The sequence below is a fragment of the Delftia sp. PE138 genome (assembly GCF_018320755.1).
Taxonomy (GTDB): domain Bacteria; phylum Pseudomonadota; class Gammaproteobacteria; order Burkholderiales; family Burkholderiaceae_C; genus Comamonas; species Comamonas tsuruhatensis.
The window spans coordinates 261226-275653 of the sequence record NZ_JABEPN010000007.1; the positions used below are offsets into that span (position 1 = coordinate 261226).

Consider the following 14428-nt stretch of genomic DNA (forward strand, 5'->3'; position numbering starts at 1 on the left):
GCTGCGTCATTCAATAGATTGGTCTAGGCGGGCTTGATGCAGATGACAACCGGCGTGCGACGACAGACAATGCCAGTCCGTGGTACAAGCTCTTGAGATCAAGCACAATCAATACGGCCGCATGGAGATAACAATGGCATTCAAGATAAATGCAGATACAAGAACCACGATCGAGAATATTCTTGGTCGATCCATCGAAGCGGAGTGCGGTGATCTGGCCAATTATGGCGAAATCGTTGACAAGGATCTGGAGAGTTTTCGGCGGCTCTGGCCCACCGGCGCAGTGATCACAGCCAACTATCTTCTATACAGGCTGGACGGACGATACGGCCTGCAAAAGGCGATGATGTATATACATCATGTGATCGGAGTTGAGGACATGACGGCGGATCAATGGCTAAAGCAAATGTTGACACTTGAGCAATAAGATGCCGAGAACTGCTTTCGGCCGATCAGACGCATCTGCGAAAACTCAGTAAAAATCACTAATTAATAAAACGTCAGACATATGGTGGCTCTCATGTCCTGGGGCGCCGAACATCCACCCATGACATTCCAGAAGACATGAATATTGAGGCACTGGCAGAAATTTTCCATGATGACAGCAACGGCCTGATTACATCCATAAGTCGTTCAGAGAACAATGAACTCTTCATTTCGATCGAATGCGATGACTGGAAAAATTCACGGATACGCAGAGAATCCAAAATCGTGTGCAAGCAATGGCTGGACACCGACGTGTGCATTTGCAGTGCAAATGCAATATCCGTATACCGGGAGCACCCCTTGCTCCTGAACCGCTCCGGAAGACAAGGCAGCCTTTACTTCTCCTCGTGCCCCCAGGATCCTTACCAAATTTATGCCTATATTTGGGAAATTCTTCATCACCACTACAAAGGCTGGCTGGCCGCATCCAGAATGATGCCGGGTTCACCGGCATCCTTTCATACACTGCTGACTGGAGGCTATGGCTTGCTCTTGCGCGGTCCTATCTCTGTCCTCACCAGCGTTCGAGATCGCATTGGATCCGATTTGAAAACACAACTAATCGACACGCATATCGTCGAAACAAATAGAAACGCCATTTCATCGCGTCGCATCTGTTCGCTGCCTGCGATGCCGAGGCAGCCTACGATCGCGCCATAGGCATGCTCCCCGGCTTGAGCGACGCAAATCACGATGGGCCCGGTGATCGAACGAACGTAGTGCCTTGATGTTGCCCCCGTATTCCCGACCCCGCCCTATTCGCAATAAAGCACTTGGTCAGCCCCTGCAGCCTGTTGCCGCCTGAACTCCCGAGGCGAACGCATTTTCAACGAAGAATGCGGATGCACCTCGTTGAAGTGCTCGAAGGCCGCTGGCAGTTGTGCCAGTACCGTCTGCGCGTCACTTAGGTCCATGCGCGCCACATAGTCGCGCTTGAAGGTGTTGACGAAGCTCTCGGCCATGCCGTTGCTCTGCGGGCTGCAGACGGGCGTGTTGATGGGCTTCAGGCCCAGCGCGCGTGCCAGTGCCCTCGTTTCGGAGGCGATGTAGGCACCGCCGTTGTCACTGAGGAACTCCAACTCCTGGCCCTGCGGGACCGCTTCGACCGAGCCGAATCGGCGTTCGACGGCCTCGATGAGCATCTCGCGAACCGGCTCGCCTGGCAGTCCCTTGCCCTCCCATGCACGCCAAGCCAGCACCTCACGGTCGCAGCAGTCCTTGGCGAAGGCGGCTGTCACGGTCTGCCCTGAATCGCACTTGATTTCCAGACCATCGGAGCACCATCGAAGGTCGCTGCGCGAGACCGCAACAAGGCCCTCATGCGTGCGTGCGGACTGGCGGCGGCGAGGCGCCTTGGGCAGCAGCAAAGCGGCTTGTGCCATGACGCGATAGACGCGTTTGGCGTTGACCCTCGGGGCGCCCCGTGCCGCACGCTGGCGGTCCACCAAGGCACAGGCACGTCGGTAGCCATAGCTGGGCAAGTCGGCAATTTCCTGGCGCAGTTCGGCGAGCAGCCCGGCATCGTCGCTGGGTGTGCGATGGCTGCGGCCATCGGTCCAGTCTTCACCGCGCCCAAGCAGGTCGCGCACATGCGAGCGCGCCAGCCCCATCGTCCTGCAGACCGTCTTCACTGGTCGTCCCCGGGCAACAAGGGCGAGCGCGCAATCCACTTTTTTTCTGCGGCGTACTCCACGGCTTCCTTGAGGATTTCGTTCTCCAAGGTTTTCTTGCCGAGCACGCGCTGCAGCTTGGCGATTTCCGCGCGGGCAGCCGCCAGTTCGGATGCGGGCACGACTGCCTCGCCAGCGGAGACGGCGGTCAAAGCCCCCTGGCGTTCGAGCTTGCGCCACTGGAACAGCAGTCCAGCCGAAACGCCTTCCTGCCGAGCGACCAATGACACGCTCATGCCTGGTTCGTAGGTTCGGCGCACCAGCGCCGCCTTCTCTGCGAGAGACCAGCGCCTGCGGCGCTGGTCCTTCACGACTACCTCGATTGACTCCGTATGCCTAGTCATATGCACAGTCCTGTTCCTATCTTCAAAGATAAGCGATAGGACGGGGCCGGGGAATCAGGGGGCTATTTCAGCCTGTTGGCATCTTCGACCTTGACGAGGTATTCGTCGCTGAGGGGCAGGTCGTAACCGGATTGAGCCAGCCATATGGTATCGATGTCGGCATCCTGTTTATCGAGGAATTGCTGTGTCAGCGCACAAGAACCAAGCAGGAGCTGACTGTCTTCGCCGGCCCTAGGGATGGCAGGGCAGAGCCGCCCTAATTCCCCAACATCCTCGTACGTTCTCCCGCACATCCTCACTCGCCTGCCCATCGCTGAGCAGCGACTGCGAACTCCATCATCCGTATCCGAGCAGAAAAACGCCGTCGGCACCTTGAGGACTTCGGCCAGCTTGCGCACGGTACAGCAGGTACGGCTTGGGCTTGCCCAACGCATAGCGATTGATCTGTGCGCTTGCGACAAGCTGGCCGCCCCCTCAGACCCACTCGACAGCCCCCATCTTCTTGAACACCCTGTCAATCAGCTACGCAACTCGTAGTATCTGCGTCCCGAAAAACCGGCAAGCATCATCCCTTTCTGAAGGAGATGCAATGTCAGACGCCAATCGAATGCTTCGTGGAGAGTCGAACCCATGAAGCACATCCCCCCATCCCCTCCCCCCGAAAACACCCACGCCCAGAAGCTCGCAACAGCGCTGCATGAAATGGACCGCTTCGTGCAGCAAGGCTGTGCCGAGGTTTCCGCCCTGGCCCAGTTGGCGCTGGCCTGGCTGGAGATCCCCGAGGGCCATCAGCGGCTGGACGTGGTGGCGCAGGCGCTGGTGACCATTCGCAACAGTGCTGAATCGCTGGCGGAGTTCGCGGGCAGTGAAGCCCGAGTGATGAACTGCGAGTACGAGGACCAGGCGGAGGTGCGCCGCAGCGAGGCGGCCAAGGTGGCTGCCGAAGAGGCCGGGCATGTGTACACCGTGGCGGGGCCTGGGGTGGCGCGCGGCGGCAGGTAGTCCCGGAGGCAACGGGTCTGCGCGCCGCTGCACCCTGCATGGCCGTCTACCCCTTGCGCGTGCGAAAAAGCAGCCACAGCAGATACACCCCGCCCAGCAGCCCCGTCACCAGCCCGATGGGCAGATGCAGGCGCACGGGTGCCCACTGGCTGAGCATGTCGGCCGCCAGCAGCAGAACGGCGCCCATGGCTGCCGCCGTGAACAGGGGCACGTCGGGCGACAGGCCCAGGCGCCTGGCCACCTGGGGCGCGGCCAGCGCGATGAAGGCGATGGGCCCCGCCGCTGCCGTGGCGATGGCGGTCAGGGCCACGGCAGCCATCACCATGGTGAGCCGCGTGCGCGGCACGTTGACGCCGAGCTGTGTGGCGGCATCGTCGCCCAGCTCCAGCAGGTTGATGCGGCGGGCGCACCACAGCACGACGGGCACGATGGCGATGAAGCCCAGCGCAGCGGGCACGACATGCGCCCAGGTCCGCGCGCTGAGCGAGCCGGCCAGCCAGCGCTGCGCGGCGACGGCCCGGTCCAGGTCCCCCATGACCAGCAAGATGGTGTTCAGGCCCGAGAGCGTGGCCCCCACGCCTATGCCCACCAGCACCAGCCGGTAGCCGCCGCCAGCACGCCGGCCTCCGGACAGCGCAAGCACGACCGCCGCCGTGGCCATGCCCGACAGCACGGCGGCCAGCGATGTCCACAGCGGCCCGGCGTCACCCAGCACGATGAGCGCAATCGCCCCGCTGGCCGCGCCGGTGGTGAAGCCGATCACGTCCGGCGAGCCCAACGCGTTGCGGGAGATGGACTGGAAGATGGCGCCCGCCATGCCAAGCGACGCGCCAACGAAGACGGCCGTGAGGACACGCGGCAGCCGCACCCGCTGCACGATGCGCTCAGCTGCGGGGTTGGAGCCCGTGCCCAGCAGGCTGTCGAGCACTTCGGCGGAGCTGAGGGACAGGGTTCCCGTGCCCAGCAGCAGCACCCCCAGCACCAGGGCCAGCACGACCAGCGCCATGCCCACGGCCAGCGGCCTGGTCCGCCAGAGAAACGAACAGGCGCCCCAGCGCACAACCGATGTGTTCACGGAGCTCTTCATAGCCTGCTCAACCGGTATCTGCACGCCACCCAGACAAAGAACGGCCCGCCGATCAGGCAGGCGACGATGCCCGCAGCCACTTCGGCAGGCGCCGCGACGACGCGGCCCAGCACATCGGCCCCCAGCAGCAGCACCGCCGCGTAGAGCGCGGACAGCGGCAGTATCCAGCGGTAGTCCGGCCCGCACGAGAGGCGTGCAAGATGCGGCGCCACCAGGCCGACGAAGGCGATGGGCCCCACGGCCGCCGTGGCCGCCCCCGCCAACAGCATGACCGCAAGGCAGGCCAGTTGCGCGGTGGCGCGCACATTGACACCCAGCGCCAGGCCCACGTCATGCCCCAGTGCCATGGCGTTGAGCTGGCCGACGATGGCCCAGGCCGCCGCCAGCCCCGCCGCCACGGCGGCCGCCAGCACGGCGGCGCTGGCATAGCCGCTGCCCTCCAGCGAGCCCGCCGCCCAGTGGCGGAAGCCGTCGAAGACTTCCGGGGGCGCGTTGAGCAGGATGATGCCGGCGCTGGAGGTGAGCATGACCGACAGGCCGGCCCCGGCCAGGACCAGGCGCACCGGGTGCGCGCCCGTGCCTCGGGACTGGCCGAACGCGAAGACGGCGGCGCCCGCCAGCCCCGCGCCGGCAAAGGCGCACCAGACGTACTGGAGCACGGACGTCAAGCCGAAGGCCGTCATGCCGATGAGCACGGCCAGCGCCGCACCCGCGTTGACGCCCAGCAAGCCCGGCTCCGCCAGGGGATTGCGGGTGACGGCCTGCATGAGCGCGCCGGCCACGCCCAGCGCCATGCCGGCCAGGATGGCCACCACGGTGCGGGGCATGCGCAGCAGGCTGACGATCAGGTGCTGGTCATCACGCAGGTCCGGAGCCCGCAGCGCGCCGAGGATGTCGGCCAGCGCAATGTCGCGCGAGCCGACGGTGATGCCGAGCACGGCGATGATGGCCAGCGCCAGCAGCCCGCCTGCAAGGCCCAGCCAACGCCTGCAGTGTCGGGAGGACCGCGAGGAGGACCGCAAACAGGAGCGCTGGGCAGGCCGCGCCACCGCGCCTTGGAGCCGTGCACGCATGGCTCAGCGGAAATGGCTTGCCACGGCGTCGACCATCTGCTGCCCCGAGTAGTAGTCGATGCGAAACGAGGTCGGGCCCAGCGGATAGACGCGCCGGCCGGCAACGGCGGGCAGGTTGGCCAGCAGTGGGTCGTCCAGGAAGGCCTGCACATCGCCCTGCGAGGCGCCGAGCAGGAAGACGGAGTCGCCGGTGATGGCGGCCGAGAGATTCTCGCGGGAGATGAATTCGAAGTCCGAGGCGCGTGTGACCTGGGCGGCCAGCGCGGGCGGCAGGCCCTCCACCTTGAAGCCCAGTGCGGCCAGCAGCCGCGCATGGGGGCTGGCGGCGCGTCCTATGGAGTAGCTGCCGGCCAGGTTGTAGGCGACGATGCTGACGGGCCGGACCGGGGGCGTGATGGAGGCGGCGGTCTGCGCCACATGGGCATCGAAGCGGGCAATGGCTGCGGCGGCCTGCTTGGCATGGCCCGTGATGCGGCCCAGCTCGGTGGCGATGTCCTGCCAGGACTGGCTGGAGTAGTCGACCACGACCATGGGCACGCCCTGCGCCTGCAGTTCGGTGCGGTGCTGGGCCACGCTGTCGGCCCCGGTGGCGGAGGCCACCAGCAGGTCGGGGCTGGCGCCGATGGCGGCCTCGATGTCGAATTGCAGGTTGCGGTAGAGCACCTGCACGCCGCGCTTGTCGGCAACCGCGGCCCATTGCGAGAAAAAGCCCTTGTCGTCGGTCATGCGGCTGGGCGTGGTCGCGGCGGTCGCAACGACCGGCGCATCGATGGCCAGCAGGATGCCGGTCACGCTGGGCGAGGTGGAGACGATGCGCCGGGGCAGCGGTGCATGGTCTGCGTGTGCTGCAGCCGGCGTATCCGATGTATGCGACGCATGCGATGTATCCGATGTATGCGGTGCGGCGCCCGCCACGGGAACGGCGGCACGTGGAAACCATGCGAAACAGGCCAGCACGGCCAGTGCGGCGGCCGCGCCCAGGGCGGCAAGTTGGAGTCTGTTCATCTCGATCCGAAGCGACGGGGCCGGGCGCCAGGGCGGCGTCTTCAGCGTATTCCGTATTGTAGAATTCATTCCACATTGCAAACACCGAAGGACCTATCGATTGTGGGAAATGACCGGCCATGACGCAGCGCCTGAGTGCTGATGCGGTGACGCTGCGCTACGGCGAGCGCACGATTTCGCAGGGCCTGTCCCTTGCCATTCCCGATGGCTCCTTCACCGTCATCGTGGGGCCGAATGCCTGCGGCAAGTCCACCCTGCTGCGTGCGCTGTCGCGGCTGCTGGTGCCGGTGGCCGGGCAGGTCATCCTGGATGGCCGGCACATCTCGCAATTTCCCGCCAAGGAGGTGGCGCGGCGCCTGGGCCTGCTGCCGCAAAGCGCGGTGGCGCCCGAGGGCATCACGGTGGCGGACCTGGTGGCGCGAGGGCGCTACCCCCATCAATCCTTCCTGAGGCAGTGGACGGACGCGGATGAGCAGGCCGTGGCCGAGGCCATGCAGGCCACCGATGTGGCAGCACTGTCCGGCCGCCTGCTGGACGAGCTGTCAGGCGGCCAGCGCCAGCGGGTGTGGATTGCGATGGTGCTGGCGCAGCAGACGCCGATCCTGCTGCTGGACGAGCCCACGACGTTCCTGGACATCGCCCACCAGATCGAGCTGATGGAGCTGCTGGCGGATCTCAACGACGCCGGCCGCACGGTGGTTGCGGTACTGCACGACCTCAACCAGGCCTGCCGCTATGCCTCGCACCTGATCGCCATGCGCGACGGGCGCATTGCCGCGCAGGGCGCGCCCGGGGAGATCTTCACGGAGCAGTTGGTGCAGGAGGTGTTCGGCCTGCCGGCCGTGATCATGGCAGACCCCGTGTCGGGGACGCCCCTGGTGGTGCCCAGGGGGCGCAGGGCCGTGAATGCCATGGAGCGCGCCGCAGGGAACTGAGGCGCCCGGCCATTCTTCCCGGCGCGGCTTTCAAGGCGAATCTGCGCTGAAGGCCCGCCCGCCCGTGGACTGGTTGATCAGGCTGGCCTCGCGGAACAGCGCGACCCGGTCTTCCGGTGACTTGAGCTGGCCCAGGTCCGAGACGGTGGTAACCGCGCAGACGATTTCATGCTGCGCATCGAACACCGGCGCCGCCTGGCCCGTGACGTTGGACAGCAGGTGGCTGGTCATCTCGGACCAGCAGCGCTCGCGCACTTCGTCGAGCACGGCCTTGGCTGGCGGCTTGCCACGGAAATGGGCGGGCTGCTGGCGCCGTGCGGCGTCGATGGTGGCCTTGGGCAGGAAGGCCTGGAACACCAGGCCGCAGGCAGTGTTGTCTATGGGCAGGATGTCGCCCAGCGCCAGCGGGTTGATCGAGAAGTAGGCACTGCGGTACCAGCGCACCAGGGTCGGCCCCCGGTCGGTCCAGATGGCCACGCCGCCGCTGAGCGCATGGCTGTGCGTCAGCGCCTTCATGCGCTGCGCCGCAATCTCCACCGCATCCACACGCTTGAGCGCGCCAATGCCGATGCTCAGCGCCGCGCTGCCCAGGTCGTACAGGCCGCTGGCCGGGTCCTGCTTGGCCAGGCCTTCCTTGACGAGGCTTTGCAGGTAGCGGTGGGCCGTGGAGCCCCCCGTTCCCGTTCGCCGGGCCACCTCGCCCAGCGCCAGCTCGCTTTCGGCATTGGCCAGGACCATGAGAAACCGGGTGGCGATGGAGACGGACTGGATGGTGCCAGAGCGCTTCTCGCCGGCTGTCGTCTGAGGTGTTGTTGTTTTCAAGGGCTGGGCTTTCTTGCCTGTACCAGGCGCATCGCAGGTGGGGGCGCAGGCGCCGCCGGTGTCGATGATACCGGCTCTGCCGAAGGCTCTGCACGGGTGCGCGCACACCATTTCTCCGCTGTTTCTTCCTTCCGCATGTGGGAATGCATTCCCTACTGTGGAATTTCAATGCATGATGGCGACCTTTGAAAAATACGAATCATTCTCATCAAAGGAAGATGCTGTGAAGCTGTGTTTCCATCGCAGGCTCCCGTCCCGGGCGGGCGCCATCGCACTCTCTACCCTGATGGCGCCGGCCGGCGCCTTCGCACAGGGCGCATCGGGTTCCGGGGGGGAATCCAACGCGCTTGAAGCGGTCGTGGTCAGCGGAGAAAAGGTCAGGCGCGAACTCAAGGACACGGCCTCCTCCGTGTCGGTCAAGGCCGGCAAGGACCTGGCCCGGCAGGAGTCCGGCAATGCCTCGGTCCACGAGGTGCTGCACGACGTGCCCAACGTGGTCTACACCGACACGGTGGGTGCGCCCATCATCCGCGGGCAGGACACGCAGGGCCCCAACAACGGCCAGAACGTCTTCTGGGGCGGCACGGTGCCGCGCGCCACCATCAACCTGGATGGGCACTACCTCAACTACAACGAGATGTTCTTCGGCGCGACCTCGGTCTGGGATGTGGAGAGCATCGAGGTGTTCCGCGGCCCGCAGACCACCTCGCAGGGTGCCAATGCCATTGCGGGCGCCATCGTCGTGAACACCAAGGACCCCAGCTTCAAGCGCGAAGGGGCCTACCAGCTGGAGGCGGGCGACTACCACTCGCGGCGTGCGTCCATCGCCGTCTCCGGCCCCGTGGGCGAGGAGCTGGCCGCGCGGCTGGCCGTGGACTACTCGGGGCGCGACACTTTCATCGACTACACCAATCCGCAGTTCCAGCGGGGCCAGGCCGATCAGAATTTCCGCGCGCTGAACGCACGCATGAAGTTCCTGTGGCTGCCCAGCAGCGTTCCGGGCCTGGAGGCCAAGTTCACCTATTCCCACAACGACAGCAACCGCCCCAGCCAGGAGGCAGCGTCCGCTCCGTTCAACGCGCTGGAGCACTGGACGACGACCATGCCCAGCTGGAAGCAGAAGACCGACACCGGCATCCTCGACCTCAGCTACGAGCTGGGCAACGGCGTGCGGCTGGTCAACCAGTCCCAGTATTCGCGCTCGTCCGTGCAGCGCTATACGGGCATTCCTGGCGAGGGCGATGCCGATATCCGCCAGAACAATGTCTCCAATGAGTTCCGCGCCCTGGTGGGCAGCGACAAGGACCGCCTTAGCGGCTTCGGCGGCGTCTACTACGCGCGCACCGGCACGGACGAAAGCCTGCTGCTGCGCGGCCTGTCCGCCTTCGACGACACGAAGAAGAACCTGGGCGTCTTCGGCGAGCTGAACTGGCGCCTGGCCGACCGCTGGACCCTGACCAGCGGCCTGCGCTACCAACAGGACGAGGTGGTGCGCACCGGCACTTCGGTGCTGGCACCCACCGCCCTCGACTACACGAAAACCTTCTCGGCACTGCTGCCCAAGCTGTCCCTGGCCTATGCCGCCACACCGCGCTGGACCGTGGGCGCGCTGGTCAGCCGGGGCTACAACCCGGGCGGTGTGTCGCTGAACCTCACCAGCCGGCAGTGGGCCTATTTCAAGAAGGAGTCGATCTGGAACTACGAGCTGTTCAGCCGCGCCAGCCTGCTCGATGACCGGCTGATGCTCAACACCAACCTGTTCTACATGGACATGCGGGATGCGCAGTACAACATCCCCGTGGTCATCTCCCCGGGCGTGGCCCAGTCCTACACCATCAACGCGGAGAAGGCCCATGCCTACGGCTTCGAGCTGGGCGCCGACTACCGCGCGCTGGACAACCTGCGGATCAAGGCCGGCGTGGGCGTGCTGCGCACCCGCATCGAGGAGATGGGCAGCAACCCCGGCTACGAGCACAACCGCTTCGCCCGCTCGCCCGGCTACAACCTGAGCCTGGGCGTGAGCTGGGACGCCAGCCCCCGGTTCAATGTCTCCGGCCAGGTGCGCCACCTGGACGGCTACTACTCCGATACCGCCAACACGCGCGCCTATGCGGTCGGCTCCAACACCATCGCCGACCTGCGCATGACCTATGCCTACAACGCACGCGTGCAGCTGTACGGCTATATCAAGAACGTCTTCGACAGGCGCGCACCGACGTACCTGCAGCAAAACCGCGGCATCGGCGGCATCGAGGCCAGCATGACCGCGCCGCGCATGATCGGCGTGGGCGTGCGGGGAACGTTCTGAGATGGGAATGGCACCAGACATGACAACCCGCAAACCCCTGCACATCGGCCTTTCGCTGGCCCCCACCTGGCTGAGCGGCGACGCCTGGCGGCGGCCCGGCAGCCATATCGAAGGGCTGTACTCCAGCGACTTCGCCCTGGACCTGGCCCGGCGCGCCGAGGCCGCGCACCTGGACTTCGTCTTCCGCCCGGACGTGAGCTTTCTGCCCATGGAGGCGCTGGAGACGGGAGCTGGCTTCGCCAGCCTGGACCCCACGGTGCTGATGGCCGCGCTGGCGCGCGAGACCTCGCGCATCGGCCTGGTGTCCACGGTATCGACCACGTTTTTCCCGCCCTATGCGGTGGCGCGCCAGCTGCAGTCGCTGCACTGGATCAGCAACGGCCGCGCCGGGTGGAACATCGTCACGGCCCTGCAGGGCCACGAGAACTTCGGGCTGCAGGCCATGCCCGATGCCGATGAACGCTATGCGCGGGCCGCAGAATTCACCGACGTGGTGCGCCGGCTGTGGGCCAGCTTCCCCAACGAGGCCTTGAAGATCGACCGGGACAGCGGCCGCTATGCCGATGCCTCGCTGGTCCACCCCATAGACCACGAGGGACCGCACCTGAAGGTGCGCGGCCCGCTGAACCTGCCGGAGTTCGGCGGCCCGCGCATTCCGCTGGTGCAGGCGGGCGCGTCCAGCACCGGGCGCGACTTTGCCGCATCGGTGGCAGACATTGTTTTCGCCCCCACGCCGGACCTGGACGCAGCGCTGGAGCTGCGCCGGGACCTGTCTCGGCGCGCCCAGCGCCATGGGCGGCAGGCGCAGGATGTGCGCCTGCTGCCCGGCCTGAGCCTGTACCTGGCCGACACCCGCGAGCAGGCCCGGGAGATGTTCCAGCAGACGCACGGCCGGGTGGACAGGGGCCGCAAGCTGGCATCGATCAAGGCCATGGTCGGCCTGGACCTGACGGACTGGCCCGCAGACCGGCCGATCACCGCAGCCGACCTTCCGCCGCCCGTGGCAACCCCGTCCAGCCGCACGCATGCGGGCCTGCTCAGGCGCCTGATGGAGCGCGAGTCATTGCGCATCGACGAGCTGCTGCTGCGGCCGGAAATCCTCTCCGCCGCGCACTGGCAGGTGGTCGGCACGGTGGACGATGCCGTGGCGCAGATCACCGAGTGGAGCGCTGCTGGCGCCATCGACGGCTTTCTGGCCGCGCCCGGCGGCTCCGTCGAGTCCCTGCATTGCGTGCTGGAGCAGCTGGTGCCGCGCCTGGTGGAGGCCGGCCTGTTCCGCTCCCGCTACACGGGCACCACGTTCATGGAGCACCTCGACGAGTCGAGGTAGGGGCTGCTCCCTGCCCTCGCCGGGCCTTCACTGCGCCCGCGTGTCGGACCCGCCATCGGGCTCGAACGCAAAGCCCACGCCATAGACGGAGCGAATCCACTCATGGCGGTCGTCCGCCGCCTTGAGTTTCTTGCGCAGGTTCTTGATGTGGCTGTCGATGGCGCGTTCGTTCACGTCCAGCGTGTCGGCGCAGGCCAGCTCCAGCAGCTGTGCGCGGGAGTACAGGCGGCCGGGCTGGCGCATCAGGGCCTGCAGCAAGGTCAGCTCCCGCTTGGTCAGCGGCAGCACGCTGCCGTTGAGCATGGCGCGGCCCTGCTCGGGCAGCAGCGTCAGGCGTTGCTGAGCGGGGCCGGGGCCGGCACTGCGGCGCAGCACGGCCTTGACGCGGGCCACGACTTCGCGCGGGGCGAAAGGCTTGCAGATGTAGTCGTCGGCACCGAGCTCCAGGCCCAGCAGGCGGTCCATTTCCTCGACACGCGCGGTGAGCAGGATGACGGGGCTGGCGCTGTGGGGGCGGAACTGGCGCAGGATGTCCAGGCCGTCCAGCCCCGGCAGCATGATGTCCAGCACGGTGAGGTCGGGCGGGGAGCGCAGCATGCGGTCCAGCGCCTCGCGCCCGTGGCGGATGTGCTCGACTTCGTAGCCGGCATGGCGCAGGTAGTCGATGACGATGGCGGCCATGTCGGTCTCGTCTTCGACCAGGAGGATGCGGGCAGGCTTCATGGCGCGGGATTCTCCAGCAAGGGCAGCCACAGCGTGATGCGCAGGCCGCCCAGCGGCGAGGCAGCCGCCTCGATGCTGCCGCCATGGGCCTGGACGATGGTGCGGCAGATGGCCAACCCCAGGCCGGAGCCGCCCAGGCCGTCGCCGTCGCGCACGCGTGAGGCATCCACGCGGTAGAGGCGGTCGAACAGGCGCGGCAGGTGCTGGCTGGCCACGCCGGGAGCCGTGTCGTCCCAGCGCAGCTGCAGCATGCTGCGGTCCTGCATCTGGACGATTTCAGCAGACACCTGCAGCCGCCCACCCGCAGCCGTGTAGCGCAGGCTGTTTTCCAGCAGGTTGGCAAACACCTGGTGCAGCCGGTGCGGGTCGCCCTGCACCAGCGGCGGCGGAATGCGCGCGGCCAGCTGGTCCACGGTGGAGCGGTCCAGGCCGATGCCGACCTGCTCGAAGCCGGGCCGCGCGCCGTCCAGCGCCTCGCCCAGCAGGGTCAGCACATGCACGGGCACATGGCCCGAGCCGTGCAGGGCCTGCGGGTCGTCCAGGCTCACGCGCAGGTCGCTGACCAGCCGTATCAGCCGCATGATCTGCCGGTGCAGGCGCAGCGCCATGCGGTCGTCCATGGGCAGCACGCCGTCCTGCACGGCCTCGACCTCGGCGCGCATGGTGGACAGGGGCGTGCGCAGCTCATGCGCCACGTCGGCCAGCCAGCGCTGGCGCGAGGCCTCCATGGTGGCCAGCTGCACGGCCATGTCGTTGAAGGTTTCCGCAAGGCGGGCCAGCTCCGCATCGCCCTTGATGGCCACGCGCGTGTCCAGCCGCCCGGCCGCAATGCCGCGCAGGCCGTCGACGAAGGCGGTCAGCGGCTCCAGCCAGCGCCGCGTGAGCCAGGCCGACAGCAGCAGCGCCAGCAGCAGGCCGGCCAGCCCGGTCCAGGCCACAAAACCCATCTGCTGCGCGAGGAAGGCGCGGTCCAGGTCGCGCTGCATGCCCTGCCCGGTCTGCACGGGGGACAGCACGATCTCGCCAATGGCCTGCCCGTTGGCGGCGCGCAGAACGCGGTGCGCCGCACCGGGCTGCGGCGCCATGCCGGAGATGAGCTGGCCCTGGGCATCCAGCAGGCCCACGCGCGCCCACGGGCCGCCGAAGGGGCGGTCCGGCGGCGGGCCGGGGCGGTCTGTACGGTCTGTACGGTCGGAGCGATCTGATCGATCTGAGCGATCGGCACGCTCTCCGCCTTCCGGCCCAGGTGGCGGTGGAAACCCCGGGCCCGGCCCCGGACCGTGGCTTCCCTCAAAACCAGGCCTCGGCTCCGGCATGGGCATGGGCATGGAGGGCCGTGGCCCGGGCTCGCCCGCAGGAAAGCCCTGGCCCATGCCTGCGCCCGGGCGCACCATGTCGCGCCAGAAACCGGGGTTGGCGCGCGCCGCATCCCAGCCGCCGTTTTGCTCATGGTGCTGCACCAGCCGCTCGGCCAGCCCGTCCATGCCGGTCAGCTCCACCTCGGCCATGTACGGGCCCAGGCCCCGCTGCAGCCCCAGGCGCGAGAACCCGAGAAACACCAGCAGCAGGGCCACCAGCAGCACGGCCAGGGCGAAGAAGGCCTTGTGCTGCAGCTTCAGGCGCGGGAGGTGGAGGCTCATTCA

Annotated in this window: 13 protein-coding genes; 6 read left to right on the plus strand and 7 right to left on the minus strand. The window is 66.8% G+C overall.

Annotated features, from left to right (window positions below; all coding sequences use genetic code 11):
• The first annotated feature begins 133 nt into the window (after positions 1-133).
• On the plus strand, positions 134-427 hold the full coding sequence (locus HFGMBDPB_RS22750) for a hypothetical protein (RefSeq protein ID WP_013802861.1): 294 nt from the start codon (positions 134-136) through the stop codon (positions 425-427).
• Positions 428-564: 137 nt separating this feature from the next.
• Positions 565-1146, plus strand: coding sequence for a hypothetical protein (locus HFGMBDPB_RS22755; RefSeq protein WP_212646321.1), 582 nt, complete (start codon positions 565-567; stop codon positions 1144-1146).
• 95 nt (positions 1147-1241) lie between these two features.
• Here HFGMBDPB_RS22755 and HFGMBDPB_RS22760 read toward each other — a convergent pair.
• Positions 1242-2500 (minus strand): IS3 family transposase gene (locus HFGMBDPB_RS22760; RefSeq protein WP_249343635.1). Its coding sequence is split into 2 segments (ribosomal slippage): positions 1242-2170 and positions 2170-2500, totalling 1260 coding nucleotides; the frame shifts between segments, so codons are not numbered across the junction.
• A 630-nt stretch (positions 2501-3130) separates the two neighbouring features.
• Here HFGMBDPB_RS22760 and HFGMBDPB_RS22765 point away from each other — a divergent pair.
• Positions 3131-3502, plus strand: a complete 372-nt coding sequence (locus HFGMBDPB_RS22765) for a hypothetical protein (RefSeq protein ID WP_016448101.1) — start codon at positions 3131-3133, stop codon at positions 3500-3502.
• A 46-nt stretch (positions 3503-3548) separates the two neighbouring features.
• Here the strand turns inward: HFGMBDPB_RS22765 and HFGMBDPB_RS22770 are convergent, their stop codons facing one another.
• From HFGMBDPB_RS22770 to fepB, 3 genes are read right to left on the minus strand one after another with little or no spacing between them, the layout of a single operon-like run.
• The gene (locus tag HFGMBDPB_RS22770) at positions 3549-4589 is read right to left on the minus strand and encodes a FecCD family ABC transporter permease (protein WP_212646322.1); all 1041 of its coding nucleotides are present in this window, start codon (positions 4587-4589) and stop codon (positions 3549-3551) included.
• Positions 4586-5662, minus strand: a complete 1077-nt coding sequence (locus HFGMBDPB_RS22775; RefSeq protein ID WP_212646323.1) for a FecCD family ABC transporter permease — start codon at positions 5660-5662, stop codon at positions 4586-4588. Before HFGMBDPB_RS22775 ends, HFGMBDPB_RS22770 begins: the two co-directional genes overlap by 4 nt.
• A gap of 3 nt (positions 5663-5665) precedes the next feature.
• Positions 5666-6667, minus strand: coding sequence for a Fe2+-enterobactin ABC transporter substrate-binding protein (fepB, locus tag HFGMBDPB_RS22780; RefSeq protein ID WP_212646324.1), 1002 nt, complete (start codon positions 6665-6667; stop codon positions 5666-5668).
• Between the two features lie 119 nt (positions 6668-6786).
• On the opposite strand from fepB, the gene HFGMBDPB_RS22785 reads away from it, so the two are divergent.
• Positions 6787-7602, plus strand: coding sequence for an ABC transporter ATP-binding protein (locus HFGMBDPB_RS22785; RefSeq protein ID WP_016448105.1), 816 nt, complete (start codon positions 6787-6789; stop codon positions 7600-7602).
• Between the two features lie 30 nt (positions 7603-7632).
• On the opposite strand, the gene HFGMBDPB_RS22790 is transcribed toward HFGMBDPB_RS22785, so the two are convergent.
• Positions 7633-8424 carry an IclR family transcriptional regulator gene (locus HFGMBDPB_RS22790; RefSeq protein ID WP_096916011.1) on the minus strand — a complete coding sequence of 264 codons (792 nt, stop codon included), beginning with the start codon at positions 8422-8424 and terminating at the stop codon, positions 7633-7635.
• Between the two features lie 358 nt (positions 8425-8782).
• On the opposite strand from HFGMBDPB_RS22790, the gene HFGMBDPB_RS22795 reads away from it, so the two are divergent.
• On the plus strand, positions 8783-10732 hold the full coding sequence (locus tag HFGMBDPB_RS22795) for a TonB-dependent receptor (RefSeq protein WP_349305391.1): 1950 nt from the start codon (positions 8783-8785) through the stop codon (positions 10730-10732).
• Between the two features lie 19 nt (positions 10733-10751).
• On the plus strand, positions 10752-12062 hold the full coding sequence (locus HFGMBDPB_RS22800) for an NtaA/DmoA family FMN-dependent monooxygenase (protein ID WP_212646326.1): 1311 nt from the start codon (positions 10752-10754) through the stop codon (positions 12060-12062).
• A 27-nt stretch (positions 12063-12089) separates the two neighbouring features.
• Here the strand turns inward: HFGMBDPB_RS22800 and HFGMBDPB_RS22805 are convergent, their stop codons facing one another.
• Together HFGMBDPB_RS22805 and HFGMBDPB_RS22810 are read right to left on the minus strand one after the other, a co-directional pair.
• Positions 12090-12785: a response regulator gene (locus HFGMBDPB_RS22805; protein ID WP_012204984.1), complete on the minus strand. Its 696-nt coding sequence runs from the start codon at positions 12783-12785 to the stop codon at positions 12090-12092.
• Positions 12782-14425, minus strand: a complete 1644-nt coding sequence (locus HFGMBDPB_RS22810; protein WP_212646327.1) for an ATP-binding protein — start codon at positions 14423-14425, stop codon at positions 12782-12784. The genes HFGMBDPB_RS22805 and HFGMBDPB_RS22810 overlap by 4 nt, the downstream gene beginning before the upstream one ends.
• Positions 14426-14428 lie beyond the last annotated feature (3 nt).

Coding starts and splice junctions, on each gene's coding strand:
- HFGMBDPB_RS22750 (WP_013802861.1), top strand. CDS start 134: ATGGCATTCAAGATAAATGCAGATACAAGAACCACGATCGAGAATATT.
- HFGMBDPB_RS22755 (WP_212646321.1), top strand. CDS start 565: ATGAATATTGAGGCACTGGCAGAAATTTTCCATGATGACAGCAACGGC.
- HFGMBDPB_RS22765 (WP_016448101.1), top strand. CDS start 3,131: ATGAAGCACATCCCCCCATCCCCTCCCCCCGAAAACACCCACGCCCAG.
- HFGMBDPB_RS22770 (WP_212646322.1), bottom strand. CDS start 4,589: ATGAAGAGCTCCGTGAACACATCGGTTGTGCGCTGGGGCGCCTGTTCG.
- HFGMBDPB_RS22775 (WP_212646323.1), bottom strand. CDS start 5,662: ATGCGTGCACGGCTCCAAGGCGCGGTGGCGCGGCCTGCCCAGCGCTCC.
- fepB (WP_212646324.1), bottom strand. CDS start 6,667: ATGAACAGACTCCAACTTGCCGCCCTGGGCGCGGCCGCCGCACTGGCC.
- HFGMBDPB_RS22785 (WP_016448105.1), top strand. CDS start 6,787: ATGACGCAGCGCCTGAGTGCTGATGCGGTGACGCTGCGCTACGGCGAG.
- HFGMBDPB_RS22800 (WP_212646326.1), top strand. CDS start 10,752: ATGACAACCCGCAAACCCCTGCACATCGGCCTTTCGCTGGCCCCCACC.
- HFGMBDPB_RS22805 (WP_012204984.1), bottom strand. CDS start 12,785: ATGAAGCCTGCCCGCATCCTCCTGGTCGAAGACGAGACCGACATGGCC.
- HFGMBDPB_RS22810 (WP_212646327.1), bottom strand. CDS start 14,425: ATGAGCCTCCACCTCCCGCGCCTGAAGCTGCAGCACAAGGCCTTCTTC.